This is a genomic window from Betaproteobacteria bacterium (genome assembly GCA_016720855.1).
Taxonomy (GTDB): Bacteria; Pseudomonadota; Gammaproteobacteria; order Burkholderiales; family Usitatibacteraceae; genus FEB-7.
The window spans coordinates 311,678-337,974 of record JADKJU010000003.1 but is presented as its reverse complement, the minus strand read 5'-3'; the positions used below and the strand labels follow the sequence as shown (position 1 = coordinate 337,974).

Sequence of the window (26,297 nt, the reverse complement as noted above, 5' to 3'; positions counted from 1 at the left end):
TGTCATTGAAAACATTGACTATCAAAAATGCAAAATCCGGATGAAAAAGCGCTCCTAAGTCCCTGTCGCACAACAAAAAATCCTTAAATCTCCCCTTGACTCCCCCCAATCGACTCAATACAGTGTGCGGAAGTGGGAAAAATTGGGAAATCCTAGGAATCCGGAGCTGCCGGATGACCGGGATCACCCGCAAAGGGGGAGCACCGTGTTTCAGGGAGCATCACAGATCAATCTCGATGCGAAGGGCCGCCTGGCGGTGCCGACGCGCGTGCGCGATCCCCTGACCCAGGGCGGCACCGTGCCGGTCGTCCTCACGGCGCATCCGGACAAGTGCCTGCTGCTGTACCCGGCCCCCGCATGGGAGCCGGTGCGGACGAGGGTGATGTCCTTTCCCAGCCTCGACGCCGCATTCAACCCGTGGAAGCGCCTGCTCGTCGGTTTCGCCGAAGAACTGGCGCTCGACGGCGCAGGCCGCCTCCTCATTTCCCCCGAGCTCCGGGCATTCGCGGGCATCGACAAGCGCGTGATGTTCATCGGGCAGGGGAGCTACTACGAGATCTGGGACCTCGAGCGCTGGCAGCAGCAGCTCGACCGGCTGACCGCCGGAGGCACACCGGTCCTGCCCCCCGGGATGGAGAACTTTTCGCTGTGACGCGGCCGGTGCCCCCGGGACCCCGACCGCTCACAGCCGAAAGCGGTCCCCCGGCACCAGGCGCCCCCGTCTTTTCCACCCGTGAGTGAGGTAGCCCATGTCCCGGTCTTTCTCGAAGAAGCCGTCGCTGCCCTCCGAGTCCGTCCCGACGGGATCTACGTCGATGGCACCTTTGGCCGCGGCGGGCACAGCGCGGCCATCCTCGCCCGGCTCGGTGTTCGCGGAAGACTTCTCGCTTTTGATCAGGACCCCGAGGCGCTTGCGGCTCACGCGCTCGCGGATCGACGTCTTGAGCTGATCCATGGCCGGTTTTCGACAATGACCCGCGAGCTGGCCGCGCGGGGCGTGGACAGCGTGGCAGGGGTGCTGCTCGACCTCGGTGTTTCGTCTCCGCAGCTCGACGAGGCCCGCCGCGGCTTCAGTTTCGCGAAGGACGGTCCGCTCGACATGCGCATGGACCCCACCCGGGGGGAAACGGCGGCCGATTGGCTCAATCGGGCGACAGAACAGGAAATCAGGGAGGTCATCGGCACCTATGGGGAAGAACGGTTTGCTAAACAGGTTGCAGGAGCGATTGTTGCGGCAAGGAACCGCGAGCCATTCGGGACCACAGGGCAGCTTGCCGAGGTCGTGGGTGGCGCGGTTCGGACGCGCGAGCCGGGCAAGCATCCGGCGACCCGGACCTTTCAGGCTCTTCGGATTCACCTCAATCAAGAGCTTGCGGAGCTCGAAATGACGCTGCCCCTGGCGGTCGATCTCCTCGAGCCCGACGGGCGGCTGGCGGTCATCAGCTTTCATTCGCTCGAGGACCGGATCGTGAAGACCTTCATGCGCGAAGGCGCGCGCGCGGACAAGCTGCCGCGCGGGCTGCCCGTACGCGCGAAGGATCTTCCCGAGCCGCGCCTTCGGCTCATCGGCCGTGCCATCCGCCCCTCGGATGCCGAGCTCGCCGCCAATGCCCGGGCGCGCAGCGCCACGCTGCGCGTAGCCGAGCGCACCCGGGCCTGAAGCCCCGCCATGGCGCGCGTGAACCTCCTCCTCCTTGCCATCGCCATGGTCTGCGCGCTCGGCGTGATCACGGCCCAGCACAAGGCGAGGAAGCTTTTCGTCGATCTCGAGGCCGGGCAGGCGGCGGCGAAAAGGCTGGACGAGGAATTCACGCAGTTGCAGCTCGAGCAGAGCACGTGGGCCACCAACAAGCGGGTCGAGGCGATCGCCTCGAAATCGCTGGGGATGCGCCTGCCGGAGCCGGGCGCGACCCGCGTCATCACGCTGGGCGAGCCCGCGCAGGCCGCGAAGCCATGAGATTCGAGAAGCGCACGCCGGAGCTGCGCCTTCGCCTGGAAGGCTGGCGCTCGCGCGTCGTGCTGGCGCTGGTCGCCTGCGGATTCACGGTGCTCGGGGCGCGAGCCTTCTACCTGCAGGGGATGAATCACGACTTCCTGAAGCAGAAGGGAGAGGCGCGCTACGGCCGCGTCGTCGAGATGCCCGCCTCGCGAGGCCCCGTGAAGGACCGCAACGGCCAGCCGCTCGCCATCTCCACCCCCGTGGAGTCGATCTGGACGAGCCCCGAGGACTTCGACGTGGACGAGGCGAAACTGCGCGCGCTGGCGAAGGCGCTCGCGGTCGATCCGGGCGAGATCCGCCAGAAAGTTGCCAACAAGGATCGCCAGTTCGTCTGGCTCAAGCGCCAGCTCTCGCCCGAACAGGCCGTCAAGGTGATGGCGCTCAACATCCCCGGGGTCTTCCAGCAGCGCGAATACCGTCGCTACTACCCGGCGGGCGAGGTGATGGCGCACGTGGTGGGATTCACCGGCATCGACGACAGCGGACAGGAGGGCATCGAGCTCGCGCAGCAGTCCTGGCTCGCGGGCGTGCCGGGCAGCCGCAAGGTGATCAAGGACAGGAAGGGCCGCATCGTCGAGGATGTGGAGAGCCTGAAGGTGCCGCGCGACGGGCGCGAGATCCTGCTCTCGATCGACCAGCGGCTGCAGTTCCTCGCGCATCGCGAGCTCAAGGCCGCGGTCGAGGCCAACCGCGCCAAGGGCGGGGCGCTCGTGATGCTCGATGCCTGCACGGGCGAGGTGCTGGCGCTCGTGAACCAGCCCGACTACAACCCCAACAACCGCGCCAACGTGACCGGCCGCCAGACGCGCAACCGTTCCGTGACGGACATCTTCGAGCCGGGCTCGACGATGAAGCCGTTCACGATCGCCGCGGCGCTCGAGGCCGGCATCGTGAAGCCCGACACCGTCATCCAGACGGCGCCGGGGTCGATGGTGATCGGCGGCTGGACGATCAGCGACTCGCATCCTCACGGCGCGCTAACCGTGCAGCAGGTGATCCAGAAGTCATCCAACGTCGGCACCGCCAAGATCCAGCTGCAGATGGCGGCCGAGGACCTGGGCGCCTTCTACCACGACCTCGGATTCGGCGCGGTGCCGCAGACGGGATTCCCGGGCGAGGCGAAGGGGCTGCTGCGACCCGCTGCGAAATGGAGGCCGATCGAGCAGGCCACGATGGCCTACGGCCACGGCATCTCGGTGTCGCTGCTGCAGATTGCGCGTGCCTACACGATATTCACCGGCGAAGGGCACCTGCTGCCGATCTCGCTCGTCAAGCGCGACAACCTCCCGATCGGCAAGCCGCTCGTCTCGCGCCAGACCGCGCACGAGCTGGGCACCATGATGGAAATGGCCGTGGGCCCGGGAGGCACCGCGCCGCGCGCGGCGGTGCCCGGCTACCGCGTGGCGGGCAAGACCGGCACCGCGCACAAGGCGCAGGCCGGCGGCTACGCGGAGCACAAGTATGTGTCCTCGTTCGTGGGCTTCGGCCCGGTGTCGAGCCCCCGCTTCATCGTGGCGGTGATGCTCGATGAGCCTTCGGGCGGAAAGTACTACGGCGGCGACGTGAGCGCGCCCGTGTTCGCTTCGGTGATGGGGGCGGCGCTCCGGATGATGTCGGTCCCGCCGGATGCGCCGCAGACGCTCAACGTGCAGGCGCCCGCGAGCCCGGCAGCCACAGAGGCGCGCGCACCTGCCGCCGGGAGCGAAGGATGAACGCCGTGGCGCATTCCGCGGACGTCTCGGCCCCGTCCCTGGGCGAGCGCCTCGCCCGACTGGGCGTGCCGCTCGTCGATCTCACCACGGATTCGCGGCAGGTGAAGCGGGGTTCCGTGTTCGTCGCCTATCCGGGCAGCAGCCGCGACGGCCGTGCCTTCATCGCCGATGCCATCGCCCGGGGCGCCGCGGCCGTGATCTGGGAGCGCCGCGGCTTCGAGTGGGATCGGCGCTGGGAGGTGCCCAACCTCGCCATCGAGGACTTGCGCGGCAAGGCGAGCGAGATTGCGGGCCTGGCGTACGGCGACGCTTCCGGACTGCTCTGGATGGTGGGCGTCACGGGCACCAACGGAAAGACTTCCGTCGCCCAGTGGGTCGCGCAGGCCTTCGATGCGCTCGGTCGCCGCGCCGCGGCCCTCGGCACGCTGGGCAACGGTCTCGTGGGCGAGCGCATGGAGGCGAAGAACACGACGCCGGACCCGGTTGTTCTGCAGCGCGAGCTGGCCGATTACCTGCGCCGCGGCGCCAAGGTCGCGGCGATGGAAGTCTCGAGCCATGGCCTCGACCAGGGACGCGCCGGCGGTATCCGCTTCGACGTCGCGGTGTTCACGAACCTCACGCGTGACCACCTCGACTACCACGGAACGATGGAGGCCTATGCAGAGGCCAAGTACCGGTTGTTCAACGCGCGCGGGGTAGGCCGCGCCGTGATCAACGTCGACGATGCCTGGGGAAGGCGATTCGCGGACCGGCTCCGGGAATCGCCTGTCGACGTGATCGGCTACGGACTCGGAGACGGGCGTCTTCGCGCCTGCGGCGTGTCGCAGTCCGAGGCCGGGCTGCGTTTCCGCGTCGAGGGCGAATGGGGCGCGGGCGAGGTCGCGGTCCCCGTACTCGGCGCCTTCAACGTGTCGAACCTCCTCGCCGTGATCGCCACGCTGCTCGCAAGTGGCGTCGAGCTTGCCGGCGCACTGGCAGCCGTCGAAAAGCTGAAGCCCGTGCCCGGCCGCCTCGAGCGTCTCGGCGGCGGCGGGCTGCCGCTCGTGGTCATCGACTATGCGCATACGCCGGACGCGCTGGAGAAGGCTCTGGACGCCGTGCGCCCGGTCGTTGCCGCGGGGCAACGCCTGTTGTGCGTCTTCGGATGCGGCGGCGATCGCGATGCCGGCAAGCGCCCGATCATGGGCGAGGCGGCCGCGCGGCTTTCCGACCACGTGATCGTCACCAGCGACAACCCGCGCGGGGAAGACGCGCAGGCGATCATTCATCAGGTCCTGGCGGGTGTGCTGAGCGGAAGCGTCGAGTCCGTCGTGGACCGCCAGGTGGCGATTTTCACCGCGATCCACCAGGCGACGCGGGGTGACGTGGTGCTCGTGGCGGGCAAGGGCCACGAGACCTGGCAGGAGATCGCCGGCGTGCGCCACCCCTTCAGCGACGCCGAGGTGGCGTCTGCCGCACTCGAGGCATGGCCCCGATGACCGGCCTCGCCCACGTGCCTGCCCCGATGATGGACCTCGAGGAAGCCGCGCGCGCCGTGGGAGGCGATTGCGCGAGCGCGGGCGTCGCGTTCTCGGGTGTCTCGACGGACAGCCGCACGATCGCCGCCGGGGACCTGTTCGTCGCCCTGGCCGGCGAGCGCTTCGACGGGCACGACTACGTTCCCAAGGCGATCGGCCGCGGCGCGTCCGCCGCCCTCGTGTCGCGCCGGGTGGGCAACGAGCAGGAAATCCCGCAGATCGTCGTGAAGGATACGAAGGCGGCGCTCGGGAAGCTCGCTGCTGCGTGGCGCGCCCGCTTCTTCCTGCCGGTCGTCGCCCTCACGGGGAGCAACGGCAAGACCACGGTAAAGGAAATGCTCGCCTCGATCCTCGCGGCGCACTGCGGCGGACGCGCGGACGTGCTCGCCACCGAAGGCAACCTCAACAACGACATCGGCCTGCCGCTGATGCTCCTCAGGCTTCGCGACCACCATCGCTACGGCGTGTTCGAGATGGGCATGAACCACCTGGGCGAGATCGACTATCTCTCGCGCCTGGCCGCCCCCGGCGTCGCGCTCGTGAACAACGCCCACCGCGCGCACATCGGGATACTCGGCACGATCGGGGCCATCGCGCAGGCGAAGGGAGAGGTCTACGCGGGCCTGCGTGCCGGAGGCATCGCACTCGTGAACGAGGACGATCCCTATTCCCGCTACTGGAAGGGACTTGCGGCCGGGCACCGGGTGATCACCTTCGGGACTGCCGGATCCGCCGCCGTCCGCGGGCACCTCGACGAGGGCCAGGTCCGCTTCGTCACGCCGCTCGATGCCTTCGCCGTGACGCTGCAGGTCCCGGGCGAGCACAACATGCGCAACGCCATCGCGGCGTGCGCCGCGGCCTTCGCACTCGAGATTCCCCCGCACGCGGTCCAGGCGGGGCTCGCCTCATTCAGCGGCGCGAAAGGCCGGCTCGAACGCAAGCGCGGCGCGGGCGGGGCGGTGCTCGTGGACGACACGTACAACGCCAACCCCGATTCGATGAAGGCCGCCGTCCGCGTGCTCGCCGGGGCGCCCGGCCGGCGCGTCCTCGTGATGGGCGACATGGGCGAGCTGGGCGAAAGCGCGGCCGCGATGCACGCGGAGATCGGCGCGTTCGCCAAGGGCGAGGGCATCGAGCGCCTGCTTGCCCTGGGTCCGCTGAGCGCGCACGCGGTCAAGGCGTTCGGCGAGGGCGCCACGCACTTCCAGGCCCTGGAGGCGCTGGCCACGGAAGCGCGCGCGCTGGCCAGGCCGGGCGTCACGATCCTCGTGAAGGGATCGCGGTTCATGCACATGGAGCGGGTCGCGCAGCGGCTCGCCAAGGAGGACGGCCATGCTCCTTGAACTGGCGCAATGGCTTTCGGGCGAGATCCGCGCCTTCAACGTCTTCACCTACATCACGCTGCGCACGGTGCTGGCAGCCCTGACCGCGCTCGCCATCTCGTTCCTCATCGGACCGGCCATGATCCGGCGGCTCACCGCCTACCGGATCGGGCAGTCGGTGCGCGACGACGGGCCGCAGACGCATCTCGTGAAGACGGGGACGCCCACCATGGGCGGGGCGCTCATCCTGGTGGCGGTGGCGGTCACGACGCTCCTGTGGGCGGACCTCCAGAACCGCTATGTGTGGATCTGCCTCGTCACCACGCTCGGCTTCGGCGCCATCGGCTGGGTGGATGACTGGCGCAAGGTGGTGCACCGCAATCCCAAGGGCCTGTCCGCGCGCTCGAAATTCTTCTGGCAGTCCCTGATCGCCTTCACCGCCGTGGCGGTCCTGGCGTACAGCGCGAAGCTGCCGCAGCAGACGGTCCTCATCGTGCCCTTCTTCAAGACGGTTGCCATCCCGCTGGGGGCGATCGGCTTCCTGATCCTGGGATTCTTCGTGGTCGTGGGGACCTCGAACGCCGTGAACCTCACCGACGGGCTGGACGGGCTCGCGATCATGCCCACGGTGATGATCGCCGCGGCACTCGCGGTCTTCGCCTACGTGACCGGGCATGCCGTGTTCTCCAGGTACCTCGGATTCCCGTTCATCTCGGGCGCGGGCGAGCTCGCCGTCTTCTGCGCGGCGATCGCGGGCGCCGGGCTCGCGTTCCTGTGGTTCAACGCCTACCCGGCCGAAGTCTTCATGGGCGATGTGGGCGCGCTTGCCCTGGGCGCCGCGCTGGGCATGGTGGCGATCGTGGTCAGGCAGGAGATCGTCCTTTTCATCATGGGCGGCGTGTTCGTGGTGGAGACGCTCTCCGTGATGATCCAGGTGGCCTCCTTCAAGCTGACGGGCAGGCGCGTCTTCCGCATGGCGCCGCTGCACCACCACTACGAATTGAAGGGCTGGAAGGAAAACCAGGTGGTGGTTCGCTTCTGGATCATCACGATGATGCTCGTGCTCTTCGGGCTCTCCACTTTGAAGTTGAGGTGATTGCGATGCGAGCGAACCAAACCGAGGTTTCGGGGACCGCTGACTTGCGTCACACGGAAGTCAAGCGAGCGACGCGAGCGGGCGGTCACCAAAACCAGGTGGTGGTTCGCTTCTGGATCATCACGATGATGCTGGTCCTGTTCGGACTGGCGACGTTGAAGCTGCGGTAGGCGAGAGGGGGATGGGACATGACGACTGGGCAGGCAAGACCGTTCTCGTTCTGGGGCTCGGTGACACGGGGCTTTCGTGCGTTCGTTGGCTCGCTCAGGAGGGCGCGCGGCTGCGCGGTGCCGACACGCGGCAAGCGCCTCCGTGCCTGGGAGCGGTCCGCGAGGCGGTCCCCGGCATCCGCATCGACCTCGGCCCACTCGGATCCGCGAGCCTGGCAGGCGTGGACGCGGTCGCTGCGAGTCCGGGCGTTGCGCTTCGCGAGCCGGTCCTCCGGGAGGCCGCTGCCCGCGGCATCGAGATCGTCGGCGATGTCGAGATCTTCGGGCGCGAAGTGGCGCGCTCGGCCCCCGGAGCACGCGTGATCGGGATCACCGGCACCAACGGCAAGAGCACCGTGACGGCGCTCGCGGGCGCGATGGCGCGCGCCGCGGGGCGGCGCACGGTGGTGGCCGGCAACATCGGCCTGCCGGTGCTCGATGCGCTGCGGGAAGCGCAAGTGCAGGGCCACCCCGAGTTCTACGTGATCGAGCTCTCGAGCTACCAGCTCGAGACGACCTCGAGCCTGGCGCTCGCGTGCGGCGCGATGCTCAACCTCACGCAGGACCACCTCGATCGCTACGACTCGATGCAGGGCTACGCCGACGCGAAGTCGCGCATCTTCCGCCACTGCGGGACGCGCGTGCTCAACCGCGACGACCCGTGGAGCCTGGGGCTCGAGGACGGGAGCAGCGTCACCTTCGGCCTGGGTGCGCCGCTGCACGACAGGCAGTGGGGCATCGCCGACGGTTGGCTGGTCGAGGGCCGCGAGCCCCTCGTGGCGATGGACGGGATGCCGGTGGCCGGGCTGCACAACGCCGCCAATGCCCTGGCCGCGCACGCGCTGTGCCGGAGCGCGGGGCTGGAGGGCGAGGCGCTCACTCGCGCCATCGGCGAATTCCGCGGCCTTCCGCACCGTTCCGAGCGCGTTGCGACGGCGCGGGGCGTTGTCTTCTATGACGACTCCAAGGGAACGAACGTGGGCGCCACGGTGGCCGCGCTCGAGGGAATGCGGGAGACGGCGGTGCTCATCGCCGGCGGTGACGGCAAGGGTCAGGATTTCGCCCCTCTCGCCCCGGCGGTGAAGGCGAAGGCACGGGCGGTGGTGTTGATCGGCCGCGACGCGCCGGCCGTCGAGGCGGCGCTCGCCGCCACGGGCGTGCCGTGCCTGCGCGCCGCGACGATGGAGGCCGCGGTGGAGGCGGCCTTCCTGGCTGCAACACCGGGCGATGCGGTGCTCCTGTCGCCCGCGTGCGCGAGCTTCGACATGTTCGCCAACTACAGGCAGCGCGGCGAGGTCTTCGCAGCCGCCGCGCGCGCCCTCGCGGAGCGCGCGGAGGGCTGATGCTCTACAACCCCGGCCGCCGCGACACCGCCATCGACCAGATCCTCGTCTGGAGCGCGGTGCTGCTCGCGTCGTTCGGGCTGGTGATGGTCTATTCCGCGTCGATCGCGATGGCGGAGGCGGAACGTTTCACGGGGTTCCGGTCGCACTATTTCCTGGCGCGGCACGGGGCCTACCTCCTGGCCGGCCTCCTCGCCGGCGGGCTCGCGTTCAAGGTGCCGGTGCGCCACTGGCAGCTGGCGGCGCCGTGGCTCTTCATGGGGGGGGTCGCGTTCCTGGTCGCCGTGCTCATCCCCGGGATCGGGCGCGAGGTGAACGGGGCGCGGCGCTGGATAGCGGTCGGCCCCGCCACCTTCCAGCCGTCCGAGATCATGAAGCTCCTCGTCGTGCTCTATGCCGCGGACTACACCGTGCGCAAGGCCGCGTTCATGGACGACCTGAAGAAGGGGTTCCTGCCCATGTTCTCGGTGATGTTCTTCGTTGCCGGGCTGCTGCTGCGCGAGCCGGATTTCGGCGCGCTGGTCGTCGTGACCACGATCGCGATGGCGATCCTTTTCCTGGGCGGGCTCAACTGGCGCATCTTCGTGGCGCTCGCCATCGGGCTCGCGGTGGCATTCGTGGTGCTGATCGTCACCTCGCCGTACCGGCTGCAGCGCATCCTCGGCTTCATGGACCCGTGGGCGGACGCCTACGGCAAGGGTTACCAGCTCTCGCACTCGCTCATCGCCTTCGGGCGCGGCGAATGGCTGGGCGTGGGGCTGGGCGCCTCGGTCGAGAAGCTCTTCTACCTGCCGGAGGCGCACACCGACTTCCTGCTGGCCGTCATCGCCGAGGAACTCGGCTTCGCGGGCGTGGCGGCGGTGCTCACGCTCTTCCTCTTTCTCGTGGTGCGCGCCTTCGCGGTGGGGCGCCAGGCCGCAAGCCTCGAGCGCTACTACGCGGCGCTCGTCGCGCAGGGGATCGGCGTATGGCTGTCGGCGCAGGCCTTCATCAACATGGGCGTGAACATGGGCCTGCTGCCGACCAAGGGGCTCACGCTGCCGTTTCTCTCCTTCGGCGGCACGGGCATCGTGATGAACTGCGTGGCCGTCGCCATCCTCCTGCGCATCGATTTCGAGAACAGGTACCTGATGCGGGGAGGCTCCCTGTGAGCCGGACCCTCCTGATCATGGCGGCCGGCACGGGTGGGCACATCATGCCCGGCCTGGCGATCGCCAGGGAGCTCGTCTCGCGCGGCTGGAAGGTTGTGTGGATGGGTACCGCCTCGGGCATGGAGGGCAAGCTCGTCGCGCAGGCCGGGTATCCCATGGAGACCGTGAGCATGACGGGCGTGCGCGGCAAGGGCGGGCTCGCGTGGCTCCTGCTTCCCGTGAAGCTCCTCATCGCCTTCTGGCAGTCGAGCGTCATCCTCTTCCGCGTCCGGCCCGACGTCGTGCTTTCGATGGGCGGCTACGTCGCCTTCCCGGGCGGCGTGATGGCCGCGCTCTGGGGCAGGCCCCTTGTGGTGCACGAGCCGGGGGCGACGGCGGGGCTCACCAACCGTGCCCTGGCGCTTGTGGCCGACCGTGTCGTCGCGGGCATGGAAGGCGCTTTCGAGGCGCGAACCGGGCATGCGGTTGGCGACCGCATCCCGAAGCCGCGCAACGTCGAGTGGCTGGGAACGCCGGTTCGCGAGGAGATCGCGCGAGTGCCGGCGCCGGAGTCGCGATACGCCGGGCGGACAGGGCCGCTGCGCCTGCTGGTCGTGGGCGGCAGCCTGGGCGCGCAGACGCTCAACGAGCTCATCGTCGCGGCACTGGCCGTGATGCCCGAAGCAGCGCGGCCCGAAGTGATCCACCAGGCCGGAGAGCGCAACTTCGCCGATCTCGGGAAGCGCTACCGCGAAGCGGGCGTGAAGGCGGAAGTGGTCGCGTTCATCGACGACATGGCTGCCCGCTATTCCTGGTGCGACCTGCTGATCGCGCGCTCGGGTGCCATCACGGTGGCCGAGATCGGCGTGGCGGGCGTTGCAGCGATCCTCTTTCCGCTGCCGTGGTTCGTGGCCGACGAGCAGACGGGCAACGCGCGGTTCCTCGAGTCGCGCGGCGCTGCGATACGGCTGGCGCAGCTCGAGACGTCGCCGGCGAGCCTCGCCTCGGTTCTCGCGGGACTCGGCCGCGACAAGCTCTGCGCCATGGCCGCCGCCGCACGTTCGCTCGGCAAGCCCGACGCGACGCGGCGCTGCGCGGACCTGTGCGAGCGAATGGCCGGGGTGGCGCCGTGAAGCACAAGGTGAAGCACATCCACTTCGTCGGCATCGGGGGCTCGGGCATGTCCGGCATCGCCGAGGTGTTCGCGAGTCTGGGCTACACGGTGAGCGGCACCGACATCGCCGAGGGCGCGGTCGTGAAGCGGCTGCGCGCGCTGGGCATCCGCGTGGACATCGGCCACGAGGCGCGCCACATCGCGGGAGCCGACGCGGTCGTCGTCTCCTCTGCCGTCAAGGCGGACAACCCCGAGGTCATCGCGGCGCGCGAGGCGCACGTGCCCGTGGTGCCGCGCGCGATGATGCTGGCCGAGCTGATGCGCTTCAAGCAGGGGATCGCCGTGGCCGGCACGCACGGCAAGACCACCACCACCTCGCTCGTGGCCGCGGCGCTGGGCGAGGCCGGGCTCGACCCGACCTGCGTGATCGGCGGCCGCCTCAATTCCATCGGGACCAACGCACGGCTCGGCAAGGGCGAGTTCCTGGTCGCGGAGGCCGACGAATCCGACGCCTCCTTCCTCTACCTGCAGCCGGTGATCTCCGTGGTCACCAACATCGATGCCGACCACATGGAAACCTACGGCCAGGACTTCGAGCGCCTGAAGGGAGCGTTCGTCGAGTTCCTCGGCCACCTGCCCTTCTACGGGCTTGCGGTGGTGTGCAAGGACGACGAGCACGCGCGCGCCATCATGAAGGATGTGTCCCGGCCGATGCTCACCTACGGCATCCATTCCGATGCGGACCTGCGCGCCGAGAACGTGCGCTGGGACGCGGGCCGCATGCGCTTCCGCGCGGCAGGCGCCGGGGCGAAGCCCCTGGAGATCGAACTCAACCTGCCGGGCGAGCACAACGTCCTGAACGCGCTTGCCGCGATCGCCGTCGCCCGCGAGGTGGGCGCTCCCGATGCCGCGATCGCCAGGGCGCTCGCCGGATTCACGGGCGTCGGCCGTCGCTTCCAGCGCTACGGCGAGATCGCGCTGCCGTCCGGTGTCCGCTTCGCCCTCGTGGACGACTATGGCCACCATCCGGCCGAGATGGCCGCCACGATTGCCGCGGCGCGCGGCGCCTTCCCGGGACGGCGCCTGCTGCTCGCCTTCCAGCCGCATCGCTACACGCGCACGCGGGACCTGTTCGAGGATTTCGTGAAGGTGCTCTCGACCGTCGATGCGCTGGTCCTCGCCGACGTCTATCCGGCGGGCGAGGCGCCGATCGTCGCCGCCGACGGCCGCGCGCTCGCACGGGCGATGCGAGTGGCGGGAAAGGTCGAGCCGGTATTCGTGGATGGCGCGGCGCAGATGCGGGACGCGGTGCTCTCGGCCGTGCGCGACGGCGATGTGGTCGTGACGATGGGCGCAGGATCGATCGCCGGCCTCGCACCGGAGATCGCAAGCGCCTCAATGCCGCGGCTGGTCCGGCAAGGCGGGGCGCCATGAACACGCGCGGCATGAATCCCGTCGGCCTGGCGGTCACCGGGCTCGGGGCGCTGGAAGGGGAGCCGCTGCCGCTTCGCGGTCTGCTGCGCGAGAACGAGCCGATGGAGCGGCACGTGAGCTGGCGCGCGGGCGGTCGCGCGAAGGTCTTCTACCAGCCGGCGGACGTGGCCGACCTGCAGTCGTTCCTGGTCGGCCGCCCGGCCCGCGAGGCGATCATGTTCGTGGGGCTGGGCAGCAACTTGCTGGTTCGCGACGGTGGCTTCGACGGCGCCGTGGTCTTCACCCACCATGCGCTCGGCGGTATCCGTGCCGCGGGGGAGATCGGCACGCGGCGGACCTTCGTCGCGGGCGGCGGCGTTCCCGCACCGCACCTTGCCCGCTTCGTGGCGCGTCATGACTGCGCCGGGGCTGAGTGGCTCGCGGGCATTCCGGGCACGATCGGCGGCGCCCTTGCGATGAATGCGGGCTGCCATGGCGGCGAGACGTGGAATCATGTCGTGGACGTGACGACGGTGGACCGGGCGGGGACGCTTCGGCTTCGCGATCCCCGCGAATTCGAGACCGGCTACCGGCATGTCGCGAAGAAGACGGCGGGGGAGGAATGGTTCGTCGCCGCCACGTTCGCCTTCGAGCCCGGCGAGCGCGACGCGGCGATGGCGCGCATGAAGTCGCTCCTGGAGCGGCGTGTGGCGTCCCAGCCCCTGAGCCAGCCCAACGCGGGCAGCGTCTTCCGCAACCCGCCCGCGGACCACGCTGCGCGCCTGATCGAGGCGTGCGGGCTCAAGGGCCACACCATCGGCGGGGCGCAGGTATCGACGAAGCACGCCAACTTCATCGTGAACCTCGGAACGGCGAGCGCGGCGGACATCGAGGCGGTCATCGACCACGTGCAGGTGACGGTGAAGGCAGCCACGGGCATCGAGCTGGTGCGCGAGGTTCACATAGTGGGCCGGGCGGGAGGGGCGAATGGCTGAGGCGCGCTCTCTGGGCAAGGTGGCGGTCCTGATGGGCGGCCCGTCGGCGGAGCGGGAGATCTCGCTCATCTCCGGCACGGCCGTGCTCGCGGCGCTGCGCGAGAAGGGCGTCGACGCGCACGCCTTCGACCCGAAGGAACGTGAGCTCTTCGACCTGAAACGCGAGGGCTACGCGCGCGCGTTCATCGCGCTGCACGGCCGCTTCGGCGAGGACGGCACGGTGCAGGGTGCGCTCGAGGTGATGGGCATTCCCTACACCGGCAGCGGGGTGATGGCCTCCGCGCTCGCGATGGACAAGTGGCGCACCAAGCTCGTGTGGCTGGCCGCCGGCATTCCCACGCCGCGCTACGAGATCGTGACCGCGTCCACCGACCGGGTCCGCCTCGTGCAGGAGCTGGGCCTGCCGGTCGTCGTGAAGCCGGCGCACGAGGGCTCGACACTCGGGCTCACGAAGGTGACGACGGCAGCCGGGCTGGAGCCGGCCGTGGCGCTTGCCGCGAAGTTCGACCCGCTCGTGCTCGCCGAGGAATTCATCGAGGGCCAGGAACTCACCGCGAGCATCGTGGGCGACGTAGCGCTTCCGCTCGTGCGCATCGAGGCGCCGCAGGGCAACTACGACTACCAGAACAAGTACTTCACCGACACCACGAAATACCACTGCCCGGCCGGCCTGCCCGCCGCTCTCGAGGACGAGATCCGTCGCGCCGCGCTTGCGAGCTTTCGCGTGCTGGGCTGCCGCGGCTGGGGGCGCGCGGACGTCATGCTGCGCCCCGACGCAACGTGGTCCTTCCTCGAAATGAACACGTCCCCCGGGATGACCGGCCACAGCCTGGTGCCGATAGCGGCGAAGGCGGTGGGGATTGCCTATCCGGACCTGTGCCTGCGCATTCTCGAGGCCGCATCCCTGGAGACGCGATCTTGAAACCCGCATGGGCCATCGCCGTGCGCGCCGGGAGCGGCCTTGCCGCCGTCGCCCTGCTGGCCGGGGCGGGCTGGTACGGCTACGACATGCTCGCCCGCCGGCCGATCTCGGCGGTTCATTTTTCCGGCGATACCGCCCGCGTGCCTCCCGCGGACCTCGACCGCCTGGCGTCCGGGCTGCGCGGCCGCGAGGCCGGAGAGGTGGCGCTGCCCGCCGTCCGCGACGCCGTGAAGCGCCTGCCCTGGGTGCGCGATGGCGTGGTTCGGCGCGTGTTCCCGGGAACGATCGAAGTGGCGATCGAGGCGCATGCGCCGCTTGCCCGCTGGGACGAGACACGCCTCGTGAGCGTGCGCGGCGAGGTGTTCGCGGCGCCATACGCGGGCGACCTGCCGCGCTTCTCCGGGCCGGAGGGCGCGGCGCCGGAAATGGCGGACGCCTGGAGGCGCTTCGAGGCCGCGGCGGCGCCGCTGGGAAGCCGCGTGGCCGAGATCAGGCTGTCGGAACGCCGGGCGTGGCAGGCGAGGCTCGATTCGGGCTTCACCTTCGAGTTGGGCCGCGGTGACATCGCCGCACGCCTCGCGCGCTTCGCGGCCGTGTGGCCGCGGGTTGTGGCTGGCGCGCAGTGGGCAACGCATGCCGACCTGCGCTACCCGAACGGATTCGCGCTGCGCGGGGTCGCGGCGGACGACCGGAAGTCGGCGCCGAAGGGCCGGCGCACATGAGGAAGAAGGCGAAGCCATGATCGTGAATCGCAATCGCGAGGGCCGCAACGTGCTGGTGGCACTCGACATCGGCACCTCGAAGATCGTGACCCTGGTGGCGGAGGTGACGCCCGAGGGCACGCTCAACCTCATCGGCATGGGCAGCCATCCGTCGCGCGGGCTCAAGAAGGGGACGGTGGTCAACATCGAATCCACCGTGACCGCCATCCAGCGCTCGCTCGAGGAAGCCGAACTCATGGCCGACGTGAAGATCCGCGAGGTGATCACGGGGATCGCGGGTAGCCACATCAAGAGCTTCAACTCCCACGGCATGGTCGCGATCAAGGACAAGGAGGTGTCGCGCTACGACATCGACCGCGTGATCGAGACGGCCAGGGCGGTGAACATCCCGATGGAGCAGCAGGTCCTTCACATCCTCGAGCAGGAATTCATCATCGACGGGCAGGGCGGCGTGCGCCAGCCGCTGGGGATGTCCGGCATGCGCCTGGAGGTGAAGGTGCACATCGTGACGGGCGCCGTGTCCGCCGCGCAGAACATCATGAAGTGCGTGCGCCGGTGCGGGCTCGAGGTGCGCGACCTCATGCTGCAGCCCCTGGCCTCGGCCGACGCGGTGCTTCTCGACGACGAGCGCGATCTCGGCGTGTGCCTCCTGGACATCGGCGGCGGCACCACGGACCTCGCCGTGTTCACCGAGGGGGCCATCAAGCACACGAGCGTGATCCCCATCGCGGGCGACCAGATCACCAACGACATCGCGATGGCGCTTCGCACGCCGACCAAGGACGCGGAGGAACTCAAGATCCGCCACGGCGTGGCGCTGCGCCAGCTCGCGAGCGTGAACGACATGATCGAGGTGCCGGGCGTGGGCGACCGGGAATCGCGCGAGATATCGCGCCAGACGCTGGCGGAAGTGATCGAGCCGCGCGTCGAGGAGCTCTATTCCCTCGTCCAGCGCGAGCTTCGCTCCTGCGGCCTGGAGGAGCTTCTTTCGTCCGGGATCGTCATCACCGGCGGCACCTCCCTCATGAAGGGAATGGTGGAGCTGGGCGAGGAGGTGTTCCACATGCCGGTGCGCATGGGGCTGCCGAACTACTCCGGCGCACTGGCCGAGGTGGTGAGGAGCCCGCGCCATTCGACGGGGATGGGACTGCTCCTGGCCGGACTCGACCAGGTGAAGCGGGATCAGCACGCAAGGATCGCGGGCACGGGCTTCAAGGACGTGTTCGAGAAGATGAGGAACTGGTTCAAGGGGAATTTCTAGGGTCAGCAGGCAGGCGGCAGGCGGCAGGCTGGGTAATTGCAGTCAAAACAAAGGAGACGACAGATGATCGAGTTGCTGGAAGCCCAATCGCCCGAAGCGGTGATCAAGGTGGTGGGAATCGGTGGCTGCGGCGGAAACGCGGTGGACCACATGATCAACAACGGGGTCCAGGGCGTGGAGTTCATCACCATGAACACCGACGCGCAGGCCCTCAAGCGAAACCTCGCGCGCACGACGCTGCAGCTGGGCACGGGTGTCACGAAGGGCCTGGGCGCGGGCGCCAATCCCGAGGTGGGACGGCAATCGGCCGAGGAGGACAGGAGCCGCATCGAGGAACTGGTGGGCGGCGCCGACATGCTCTTCATCACCGCGGGTATGGGCGGCGGCACCGGCACGGGGGCGGCGCCCGTGGTTGCTTCCATCGCGCGCGAGATGGGCATCCTCACGGTGGCGGTGGTCACGAAGCCCTTCGATTTCGAGGGCAAGCGCCAGAAGGTGGCGGCGGCGGGCATCGACGCGCTCAAGCAGCATGTCGATTCCCTCATCATCATCCCCAACGAGCGCCTGATGCAGGTGCTGGGAGAGGATGTCACCTACCAGGATGCCTTCCGCGCTTCCAACGACGTGCTGAACGGCGCCGTTGCGGGCATCGCCGAGGTGATCAACTGCCCCGGCCTGGTGAACGTGGACTTCGCCGACGTGCGCACCGTGATGAGCGAGAACGGCGTGGCGATGATGGGATCGGCGATGGCCGCCGGCCCCGAGCGCGCGCAGATGGCCGCCGAGCAGGCGGTGCACTCGCCCCTGCTCGAGGACATCCACCTTGCCGGCGCCCGCGGCGTGCTCGTGAACATCACCGCCTCGACGACCCTCAAGTTGAGGGAAGTGCACGAGGTGATGAACACGATCCGCTCGTTCACCGCCGAGGACGCGACCATCATCTACGGCAGCGTGATCGACGATGCGATCGGCGACCACCTGCGCGTGACCATCGTGGCCACGGGGCTGGGCGGCGCCGCCGCGCAGCGCCAGCCGACGCTCTCCATGGTGCAGCGCACCGGCACCAACGACGAACCGATGGCGGTCAACTACGAAGAGCTCGAGCAACCCGCGGCGTTCCGGCGTCGCCGTGACCAGACGGTCGATGCGCTGCGCCATTCCGGCATGGAAACGCTCGACATCCCCGCTTTCCTGCGCAAGCAGGCGGATTGACGGTCAGGCGCGGGGGTCCAGCTCCCGTTCCGGAACGTCGATCCCGCGAAGGCGGGAACATGAGGCACCCACGGCCGCCGCCGTCTCCCGGCGGCCGTGCCCGCCTTCCCTTCCGGGCCCGCGAAAGCGGGCCTTTTTCGTTCCTGGCGACGCATGGAGTGGCAGGAGTGGCGGGAACACCCAGGACGCGAAGGAGTAGGCTGTCATGCAAACGGCAAGGCCAGGCCGTTTGCACCTGTCGGCATCTCACCCTGACCCGCAATGACAGGGAGTTCATATGAGCGAATTCGTGCGCGCTTGCCTGGTCTTCGTGGCGCTGGCGCCGACCGCATGCGGGGCGGGAACCTTCGTCGTGACGTCGAGTGCAGACTCCGTCACCGCCGCCGGAATGACGCTCAGGAATGCGATCGGGGCGGCGCACGCCTCGCCGGGTCCGCACACGATCACGTTCTCTCCCGCGCTCGCGGGCCAGACGATTGCCGTCTCGAGCCAGTTCGTGATCGATCAGCGCGGCATATCCATTCTCGGGCTGGCGGATTCCAATGGTCGCCCCGCCATCACGCTCGATGCGACGGCCGCAACCCCGATCCTGTTCGCAGTCCACGCCTCGGACTTCTCGTTGAAGCGGCTCCGGGTCGTCCACGTGCGCGCATTCGGCTTGTGGGTCTATGCGGGCGCCGATGCGAACACCCCTCCCGATGTCAGCAATCTCAGCATCGAGGGAAACGAATTCTCCGGTGACGGCCTGGAGGCCACTTCGGCGATCCCCGTAACCATTGGAACGGCCAATTCGTACAACGGCGCCAAGGTCGTGAATGTCGATATTTCGGGAAACAGCTTCGCGCACTTTCGCACGACCCCGGGGGAATCAGGAGGCGATGCGGTCCATATCCACGTCGGCGGGACTGGCAGCGTGATCCAGAACATGGTGATTCGCGACAACACGTTCTCGGACACCACCTTTCCCGTCGAGATCGTCGCCGATAGCGGTTCGAACAACCGCATCGTGGGCACCCAGATCTACGGGAATACGTTCGAAGACTGCAACCAGGCCGTCAACATCAACAATATCGGCACGGTCGGCCGCGAGGCGCTGAGGGGCAACTCGATCGAGGGCACGCTGGTCGCGCGCAATGTCTTCCGGGGCAATGCCAAGCACATCCTCATCTATGGCGGGGTGTCCAATGCAACCGGCAACAGCATCCTGAACACCGAGATCATCGACAACCAGATCACCGACAGCCGAGGGGAAGGGGGTTTCGGGCTTCTCGTGGTCGGCGGTACTGACGGGGCGACGCAGAACCGCATCGACGGCATCCGGATCGCCAACAACACCATTCGCAACAACACCAACATCGGCGTCTGGCTCCTGGGCGGCATCTTTGGCTCCCATGGCAACAGCATCCGGAACGCGAGCGTCGTGAACAACCTGGTCGTGGGGAACAGTTCCGGAATCGTGCTGACGGGGGGGCGCGAGGGAAGTAGCGGCAACGACGTGGCCGGGGTGGGGATCACCAACAACACGATCGCCAACAACCGTCCGGTCGGGATCGACGCCACGCCGGACATACTGAATTCCTCCGGCAACTCGATTTCGGACGTGACCGTGACCAACTCGATCCTGTGGGGACACGACCGGGACTTCTCCGGAGTCGGTGCCGACCGCGTGTTCTCGTCGCTCACGATGTCGCCGCAGTTCGCCGGCGCGAATGGAAACATCGCCTCCGATCCGATGTTCGTGGACGCGGCGACCGGCGATTTTCATCTGCGCGGCGGCAGCCAGGCGATCAAGGCGGGCAGGACGACGGGCGCCCCGTTCGATGACATCGAATGCCGGAATCGCGCCGCACCTCCCGATATCGGCGCGCTCGAATCCGGCGCCCCCTCCACATGCGTCGGCCCCGGGATCAATTTCACCGCGCTGTGGTGGAATCCCTCCGAATCCGGATGGGGAATCAATGTCAATCACCAGGGCACGATTCTCTTTGCCACCCTGTTTGATTACGCCTCCGACGGCCGCAACATGTGGCTCGTTGCATCGGAACTGTCCCGGCAGCTCGACGGCTCCTATTCGGGGCCGCTCTATCGGACGACGGGCCCCGCATTCGACCGGACTCCTTGGACCTCGATCGGACTCTCGCAGGTCGGGACCATGACGCTGAGATTCCCCACGGCAGGCACCGGTTCGCTTTCCTACTCCGTGGACGGCATCCCCGTGACCAAGATCATCCAGAAGCAGTTCTTTGCCTTCCCCATGCCGAAATGCGTGGCCGTGACCACCTCAAGGGAGCAGAGCGCGAATTACCAGGACTTGTGGTGGAACTCACGGGAGTCCGGCTGGGGAATCAACCTGACCCATCAGGGCAACGTCATCTTTGCGACTCTGTTCACGTATGACACGACGGGCCGCGACTTGTGGTTGGTCGCCTCATCGTTGGGTGCGCAGCCGGACGGCTCGTTCTCGGGGAGCCTCTACAGCACAGGAGGACCGGCATTCAACAGTCCTTCCTGGTCTTCAATCACAGCCTCTCAGGTTGGAACAATGACCCTGCGATTCACGTCCGGGACGACCGGGACACTGGCCTACGTGTACAACGGGGTCCCGGTCAGCAAGTCGATCGAGCGGCAGGTCTTTTCGGCCGGGGTTCCCGAGTGCCGCTAGCGGAGGGCGCGGAGGAAACCCGATGCCTGCCCGTTCAATTTCGAGGCCCGGCGAGCCCTTGTCGTCCATGTCAGGTTGTCCTTCGCGTCCTCCGCGTTCAAACGCCCGTTTCCACGAATTCCGGGAATGTGCATCACTCCCCGCCTTCGCGATGGGAAATCACCTAAGAGTATGATAGAATTCGCTTTTATTTGAAAAGCTTCCTCCGCCACAACCGGAGTGGGAGCCCAGCGATGATCCGGCAGCGAACCCTCAAAAGCTCCGTCAAGGCATCCGGCGTCGGTGTCCACACCGGCCGCAAGGTCGCGCTTGTCCTGCGCCCTGCCGCCGTGGACACGGGCATCGTGTTCTGCCGCTCGGACCTTCCGGGCAACCCCGCCATCCCGGCCCGCGCTCACAACGTGGTGGACACGCGCATGGCGACCGTCCTGGAGAAGGATGGCGCGCGCGTTTCGACCGTCGAGCACCTGATGAGCGCGTTCTTCGGGCTGGGGATCGACAACGCGTACGTGGACGTCTCGGCCGAGGAAGTGCCGATCATGGACGGCAGCGCCGCCACTTTCGTGTACCTCCTGCAGAAGGCCGGCATCGAGGAGCAGGCGGCCCCCAAGAAGTACGTGCGTGTCCTGAAGACCCTCGCGATCGAGCAGGGTGACAAGCGGGTGAGCCTTTCCCCGTTCCCCGGCTTCAAGGTGGGCTTCACCATCGAGTTCCGCCACCCCGTGTTCGAGCAGTCGGAGACGACCGTGGACATCGACTTCGGCGAGGTCTCGTTCGTGAAGGACGTCGCCCGCGCCCGCACCTTCGGGTTTACCCAGGACGTGGAGGCCATGCGCTCCGCCGGCCTGGGGCGCGGGGGCTCGCTGGACAATGCCATCGTGGTTGACGATTTCCGGGTGCTCAACGCCGAGGGACTGCGGTTCGACGACGAGTTCGTGAAACACAAGGCGCTCGACGCCGTGGGCGACCTCTACCTGCTCGGCCACCCCGTCATCGGCGCCTTCCATGGCCACAAGTCGGGACACGCGCTCAACAACCAGCTGGTGCGGGCCCTGATCGAGGACGCCAGCGCGTGGGAGGAGATCAGCTTCGCCGAGCCCGCCGACCTGCCGGCCGCCTTCGCCAACATCCTGCTGCAGCCGACGTAATTGTTCGTCATCCGGGCCGTCGTCCTTCTCGCGCTGCTGTTCCTGCTGGCGCTCGGCGGGGCCTATCTCGCGACCCGCGACCGCAAGTACCTGCGCATCGCCGGCAAAACCATCCAGGTAGTCACCCTGCTGGTGGTCGCGTTCGCTCTCTTCTACCTCTTCGAGCGGGTGCTGCTCTTCCTCTGACCGCGGACGATGCGGCCCAGGGCCTCCTTGAGCGGCGAATCCGCGAGCCCCCGCGCCACTTCCTCCAGCCTGTCCACGGGAAAGGGCTCGCGTGGGCGGATTTTTCGGGGTGGCAGCGGCGCCTCGACTTGAACTTCGACGCGTAATGCGGTAAGCTCTTGATCCTGCTTGTTTTTAAAAGAGTTTTTGTCCGGCAAGCCTGCTTCCCGACGGGAGGCATCCAGCAGCCCGGCCAGCAGTCGCGGCGCCAAGGCCCTCAGGGCGGCGGCGACCGGCGCGTTGTCTGCGCGAACCACAACAGTCGTTCCGTCAACGGCGCACACCCGGCTCGTGGAAGCGAGCCCCTCGGGTGCAACGGACCGATAGAGTCCCTGAAGGCGATTGACCTGTTCCAGCCGGTCACGGACCGGGGCCAGGTCGGGGCTTTCGCGGAGCAGTCGGGCGAGCGGTTCGATGGCCATCGGTGGCGACTTGGGAGTGACGGATGAACATTATTCTGGTTTCGGACAGTCTGGCGAGAAGCCGCAACATGACGCTGTCCCAGACCCAGGTGATCCTGGTCGCCCTGGGAATCCTGATGTCGGGCTTCTTCCTTGCGATGGCGACCTACGTCGTCACGATGAAGTTTTCGACCGACCTGCGCAACCCCTACGTGCGCTCGCTGCTGGCGGCGCTCCACGAGGAGGACCTCAAGCGCAGCGAGTCGGAAATGCGCAACACCATCAATTCCCTCGCGGTGAAGGTGGGCGAGCTGCAGGCGCGCATCCTGCGGCTGGATGCCTTCGGCGAGCGCCTCGGCAAGGCGGCCGGCATCAAGCCGAGCGAATTCCGCTTCGACGAGAAGCCCGGCCAGGGTGGCCCGGCCCCTTCTGCCTCCTACTCTCGCGATCTCACGCTGCCCGAATTCAGGCAAAAGCTCGATGAAATCTCGCGCATCCTCGACGACCGCAGCGACAAGTTGGGCGTCCTCGATTCCGTATTCATGGACGATCGCCTGGCCCGCAAGACCATTCCCACGACGCTGCCCGTCCGCCAGGGCTTCTACTCGTCCAACTACGGCTACCGCATCGACCCGATATCGGGCCGTTCCAGTTTCCATACGGGCGTGGACATCATCGCCTCGCTCGGCACGCAGGTGATGGCCGCGGCCGGCGGCGTCGTCTCCGCCGTCGAGTTCCACCCCGAGTACGGCAACATCGTCGACATCGACCACGACAACGGCCTCACCTCGCGCTACGCGCACCTGCTCAAGGCCTCGGTCAAGGTGGGCGACGTGGTGATGAAGGGCCAGCTCATCGCGCAGGTGGGCACCACCGGGCGCACCACCGGGCCACACCTGCATTTCGAGGTGCGGGAAAAGGGCGTCCCGCTCAACCCCAACAAGTTCCTCGCGCTCGACAAGAAAGAGGGCACGCTGCCCGTGGCCTTCCGCAAGTAGCCGGGCTCGCCGGGGTTGCAATCCGGCAGCCCGACCTCATTTCCCCTTATAATTTCATCCTCGTCCGGCCCCGTTGGGGCCGGTTTCGCATCCGTCCCCCTCCTTCGCTCCCGCCCCGTGTTCGCAAACGTCCTCAAGGCCATCTTCGGCAGCCGCAACGACCGCCTCCTGAAGCAGTACCGGAAGAAGGTCGAATCCATCAACGCCCTCGAGCCCGCCATCGAGAAGCTCTCCGACGAGGCGCTGGCCGCGAAGACACCGGAGCTGCGGGCAAGAATCGCCGCGGGTACGCCCCTCGATGACGTCCTGTCCGAGGCCTTCGCGGTTGTGCGCGAAACCTCGAAGCGCGTCCTGGGCATGCGCCACTTCGACATGCAGCTCGTGGGGGGCCTGGCGCTCCACGAGGGCAAGATCGCGGAAATGCGCACCGGCGAGGGCAAGACGCTTGTCGCCACGCTGCCGTCGTACCTGAACGCCCTCACCGGCAACGGCGTCCACGTGGTCACCGTGAACGACTACCTCGCCCGGCGCGATGCGGAATGGATGGGGCGCATCCACCGCTTCCTGGGCCTCACCGTGGGCGTGGTCGTGCCCTCGATGGAGCATGCGGAGAAGCAGGCCGCCTACCGGTCCGACATCACCTACGGCACGAACAACGAGTTCGGCTTCGACTACCTGCGCGACAACATGGCCACGCAGGTCGGCGAGCGGTTCCAGCGCGGCCTGAACTACGCCATCGTGGACGAGGTGGACTCGATCCTCATCGACGAGGCGAGGACACCGCTCATCATCTCCGGCCAGGCCGAGGATTCCACGGACCTGTACCGGCGCATCAACGCGCTGGTTCCGTCGCTCACGACGCAGGCGGACGAGAAGGCCGAGGGCGACTACTGGGTGGACCTGAAGCAGCACAGCGTGACCCTCTCCGAGCAGGGCCACGAGCATGCCGAGGAGCTGATGGTGCAGGCGGGGATGCTTCCCGAGGGAGCCAGCCTCTACGACCCGTCCAACATCATGCTGATGCACCACCTCTATGCGGGCGTGCGCGCGCACGCCCTCTATCATCGCGACCAGCACTACGTGGTGCAGAGCGACGAAGTGGTGATCGTGGACGAGTTCACCGGCCGCATGATGTCGGGACGGCGCTGGTCAGACGGGCTGCACCAGGCGGTGGAAGCCAAGGAAGGTGTGCCTATCCAGAAAGAAAACCAGACGCTGGCGTCGATTACCTTTCAGAACTACTTCCGCCTCTACAAGAAGCTCTCCGGGATGACCGGCACGGCCGACACCGAGGCCTTCGAGTTCTCGCATATCTACAGCCTCGAGACGGTGCTGATCCCCACGCACCGCCCGATGGTCCGCAAGGACTCGAACGACCAGGTCTTCATCACGGCGAAGGAGAAGTACCAGGCCATCATCAACGAGGTGAAGGACTGCTACGAGCGCAGCCAGCCCGTGCTCCTGGGCACGACGTCGATCGAGAATTCCGAGCTCATCTCCTCCCTGCTGGAGAAGGAGGGGCTGCCGCACCAGGTGCTCAACGCCAAGCAGCACGCGCGCGAAGCGGAGATCGTGACCCAGGCCGGGCGGCCGAAGATGGTCACCATCGCCACCAACATGGCAGGCCGGGGCACCGACATCGTGCTCGGCGGCAACCCGGATCCCGAGATCCAGAAGCTGAAGGCCGACGAATCGCTCGACCCTGCGGAGAAGGAACGGCGCATCGCCGAGGTCCGCGAGAACTGGCAGAAGCTGCACAACGAGGTGGTCGCCGCCGGGGGCCTGCACATCATCGGCTCCGAGCGCCACGAGTCGCGCCGGATCGACAACCAGCTGCGCGGCCGCGCCGCGCGCCAGGGCGACCCGGGCTCGTCGCGCTTCTTCCTGTCGTTCGAGGATTCGCTGCTCAAGATCTTCGCCGGCGAGCGCCTGCAGTCGGTGATGCGTTCACTCAAGATTCCCGAGGGCGAGGCCATCGAGGCGAAGATGGTCACGCGCTCCATCGAGAACGCCCAGCGCAAGGTCGAGGCCCGCAACTTCGACATCCGCAAGCAGTTGCTGGAATATGACGACGTCGCGAGCGACCAGCGCAAGGTGATCTACACGCAGCGAAACGAGCTCCTCGAGACTTCCGACATCTCGCCGACGATCTCGGCCATCCGTTCCGACGTGCTCGCTTCCGTCGTGCGCGAATGCGTCCCGCCGGACAGCGTCGAGGAGCAATGGGACCTGCCCGCCCTCGAGCGCCGCCTGGAGTCCGACTTCTTCATGGTCGTGCCCGTGGCGCAGTGGGTCGAGAAGGACGAGTCCCTCGATCCCGACAGAATCGCGCACAAGGTCATCGATGAGGCCGCCACCGACTACGACGCCAAGTTCGCACCGATCGAGAAGGAAGTGCTGCACCAGTACGAGCGCTCGGTGATGCTGCAGGCGATCGACACGCACTGGCGCGAGCACCTGGCCGCGCTGGACTACCTGCGCCAGGGCATCCACCTGCGCGGCTATGCGCAGAAGCAGCCCAAGCAGGAGTACAAGCGCGAGGCCTTCGAGCTCTTCGGCGCGATGCTCGATTCGATCAAGCGACAGGTGACGCAGCACCTGATGGCCGTGCAGATCCGGTCGCAGGCGGAGGTGGAGGAAGCCGAGCGCCGGGCCGAGGAGGCCGCGCAGGCCGTGAAGAACGTGCAGTACCACCACGCCGACTACGACGAGGCGCTTGCCCGGGCCCCCGAGGAGGGCGCCGAGGCTGCGGCCCCCGCCGAGGAGCCGGCCCAGCCGTACGTCCGCGCCGGCCAGAAGGTCGGGCGCAACGACCCGTGCCCCTGCGGGTCGGGCAGGAAGTTCAAGAACTGCCACGGCAAGCTCGCCTGAGCATCCGCCGCGCTTTCGCGCGATA

At 67.8% G+C, this 26,297-nt stretch carries 23 protein-coding genes; 22 read left to right on the top strand and 1 reads right to left on the bottom strand.

All coding sequences use genetic code 11. The features are described 5' to 3' along the window. Nucleotides 1-205: 205 nt before the first annotated feature. The 20 genes from mraZ (at nt 206) to IPP91_15125 (ending at nt 21,963) form a co-directional block, all read left to right on the top strand. Complete coding sequence (gene mraZ / locus IPP91_15220; GenBank protein MBL0143417.1) at nt 206-652, top strand: division/cell wall cluster transcriptional repressor MraZ; 447 nt, start codon at nt 206-208, stop codon at nt 650-652. An 81-nt stretch (nt 653-733) separates the two neighbouring features. After that, nucleotides 734-1,660, top strand: a complete 927-nt coding sequence (gene rsmH, locus IPP91_15215; GenBank protein ID MBL0143416.1) for a 16S rRNA (cytosine(1402)-N(4))-methyltransferase RsmH — start codon at nt 734-736, stop codon at nt 1,658-1,660. Nucleotides 1,661-1,669: 9 nt separating this feature from the next. Further along, a complete protein-coding gene (ftsL, locus tag IPP91_15210; GenBank protein ID MBL0143415.1) occupies nt 1,670-1,957 on the top strand; it encodes a cell division protein FtsL in 288 nt (95 codons plus the stop codon). Continuing rightward, entirely contained in the window at nt 1,954-3,711 is a 1,758-nt protein-coding gene (locus tag IPP91_15205; protein MBL0143414.1) for a penicillin-binding protein 2, read from the top strand. Before ftsL ends, IPP91_15205 begins: the two co-directional genes overlap by 4 nt. Further along, entirely contained in the window at nt 3,708-5,189 is a 1,482-nt protein-coding gene (locus IPP91_15200) for a UDP-N-acetylmuramoyl-L-alanyl-D-glutamate--2,6-diaminopimelate ligase (protein ID MBL0143413.1), read from the top strand. The genes IPP91_15205 and IPP91_15200 overlap by 4 nt, the downstream gene beginning before the upstream one ends. Before the next feature lie 26 nt (nt 5,190-5,215). Continuing rightward, complete coding sequence (locus tag IPP91_15195) at nt 5,216-6,571, top strand: UDP-N-acetylmuramoyl-tripeptide--D-alanyl-D-alanine ligase (GenBank protein ID MBL0143412.1); 1,356 nt, start codon at nt 5,216-5,218, stop codon at nt 6,569-6,571. Continuing rightward, on the top strand, nt 6,561-7,646 hold the full coding sequence (locus tag IPP91_15190) for a phospho-N-acetylmuramoyl-pentapeptide-transferase (protein ID MBL0143411.1): 1,086 nt from the start codon (nt 6,561-6,563) through the stop codon (nt 7,644-7,646). Before IPP91_15195 ends, IPP91_15190 begins: the two co-directional genes overlap by 11 nt. 5 nt (nt 7,647-7,651) lie before the next feature. After that, a complete protein-coding gene (locus IPP91_15185) occupies nt 7,652-7,816 on the top strand; it encodes a hypothetical protein (protein MBL0143410.1) in 165 nt (54 codons plus the stop codon). A gap of 11 nt (nt 7,817-7,827) precedes the next feature. Continuing rightward, nucleotides 7,828-9,198: a UDP-N-acetylmuramoyl-L-alanine--D-glutamate ligase gene (gene murD / locus IPP91_15180; protein ID MBL0143409.1), complete on the top strand. Its 1,371-nt coding sequence runs from the start codon at nt 7,828-7,830 to the stop codon at nt 9,196-9,198. Beyond that, complete coding sequence (gene ftsW, locus IPP91_15175) at nt 9,198-10,349, top strand: putative lipid II flippase FtsW (GenBank protein MBL0143408.1); 1,152 nt, start codon at nt 9,198-9,200, stop codon at nt 10,347-10,349. Before murD ends, ftsW begins: the two co-directional genes overlap by 1 nt. Nucleotides 10,350-10,366: 17 nt before the next feature. Further along, complete coding sequence (gene murG / locus IPP91_15170) at nt 10,367-11,461, top strand: undecaprenyldiphospho-muramoylpentapeptide beta-N-acetylglucosaminyltransferase (protein MBL0143407.1); 1,095 nt, start codon at nt 10,367-10,369, stop codon at nt 11,459-11,461. After that, a complete protein-coding gene (locus IPP91_15165) occupies nt 11,458-12,876 on the top strand; it encodes a UDP-N-acetylmuramate--L-alanine ligase (GenBank protein ID MBL0143406.1) in 1,419 nt (472 codons plus the stop codon). Before murG ends, IPP91_15165 begins: the two co-directional genes overlap by 4 nt. Before the next feature lie 11 nt (nt 12,877-12,887). Then, nucleotides 12,888-13,850 carry a UDP-N-acetylmuramate dehydrogenase gene (gene murB, locus IPP91_15160; protein MBL0143405.1) on the top strand — a complete coding sequence of 321 codons (963 nt, stop codon included), beginning with the start codon at nt 12,888-12,890 and terminating at the stop codon, nt 13,848-13,850. Continuing rightward, nucleotides 13,843-14,772, top strand: coding sequence for a D-alanine--D-alanine ligase (locus tag IPP91_15155; protein ID MBL0143404.1), 930 nt, complete (start codon nt 13,843-13,845; stop codon nt 14,770-14,772). Before murB ends, IPP91_15155 begins: the two co-directional genes overlap by 8 nt. Further along, nucleotides 14,769-15,494, top strand: a complete 726-nt coding sequence (locus IPP91_15150) for a cell division protein FtsQ/DivIB (GenBank protein ID MBL0143403.1) — start codon at nt 14,769-14,771, stop codon at nt 15,492-15,494. Before IPP91_15155 ends, IPP91_15150 begins: the two co-directional genes overlap by 4 nt. A gap of 22 nt (nt 15,495-15,516) precedes the next feature. Next, nucleotides 15,517-16,755, top strand: coding sequence for a cell division protein FtsA (gene ftsA / locus IPP91_15145; GenBank protein MBL0143402.1), 1,239 nt, complete (start codon nt 15,517-15,519; stop codon nt 16,753-16,755). A 63-nt stretch (nt 16,756-16,818) separates the two neighbouring features. Beyond that, nucleotides 16,819-17,967, top strand: a complete 1,149-nt coding sequence (gene ftsZ, locus IPP91_15140) for a cell division protein FtsZ (protein MBL0143401.1) — start codon at nt 16,819-16,821, stop codon at nt 17,965-17,967. Nucleotides 17,968-18,244: 277 nt separating this feature from the next. Next, on the top strand, nt 18,245-20,629 hold the full coding sequence (locus IPP91_15135; protein ID MBL0143400.1) for a hypothetical protein: 2,385 nt from the start codon (nt 18,245-18,247) through the stop codon (nt 20,627-20,629). Nucleotides 20,630-20,862: 233 nt separating this feature from the next. After that, the gene (locus IPP91_15130) at nt 20,863-21,777 is read left to right on the top strand and encodes a UDP-3-O-acyl-N-acetylglucosamine deacetylase (GenBank protein MBL0143399.1); all 915 of its coding nucleotides are present in this window, start codon (nt 20,863-20,865) and stop codon (nt 21,775-21,777) included. Beyond that, a complete protein-coding gene (locus IPP91_15125; protein MBL0143398.1) occupies nt 21,778-21,963 on the top strand; it encodes a hypothetical protein in 186 nt (61 codons plus the stop codon). Here the strand turns inward: IPP91_15125 and IPP91_15120 are convergent. Further along, the gene (locus IPP91_15120) at nt 21,930-22,424 is read right to left on the bottom strand and encodes a DUF721 domain-containing protein (GenBank protein ID MBL0143397.1); all 495 of its coding nucleotides are present in this window, start codon (nt 22,422-22,424) and stop codon (nt 21,930-21,932) included. The two genes, IPP91_15125 and IPP91_15120, sit on opposite strands and share 34 nt — an antisense overlap. 23 nt (nt 22,425-22,447) lie before the next feature. Here IPP91_15120 and IPP91_15115 point away from each other — a divergent pair, with 23 nt between their 5' ends. Together IPP91_15115 and secA are read left to right on the top strand one after the other, a co-directional pair. Next, nucleotides 22,448-23,401 (top strand): peptidoglycan DD-metalloendopeptidase family protein, encoded by a 954-nt coding sequence (locus tag IPP91_15115; protein ID MBL0143396.1) that lies wholly within the window; start codon nt 22,448-22,450, stop codon nt 23,399-23,401. Nucleotides 23,402-23,518: 117 nt separating this feature from the next. Continuing rightward, nucleotides 23,519-26,272, top strand: coding sequence for a preprotein translocase subunit SecA (gene secA, locus IPP91_15110; GenBank protein ID MBL0143395.1), 2,754 nt, complete (start codon nt 23,519-23,521; stop codon nt 26,270-26,272). Nucleotides 26,273-26,297 lie beyond the last annotated feature (25 nt).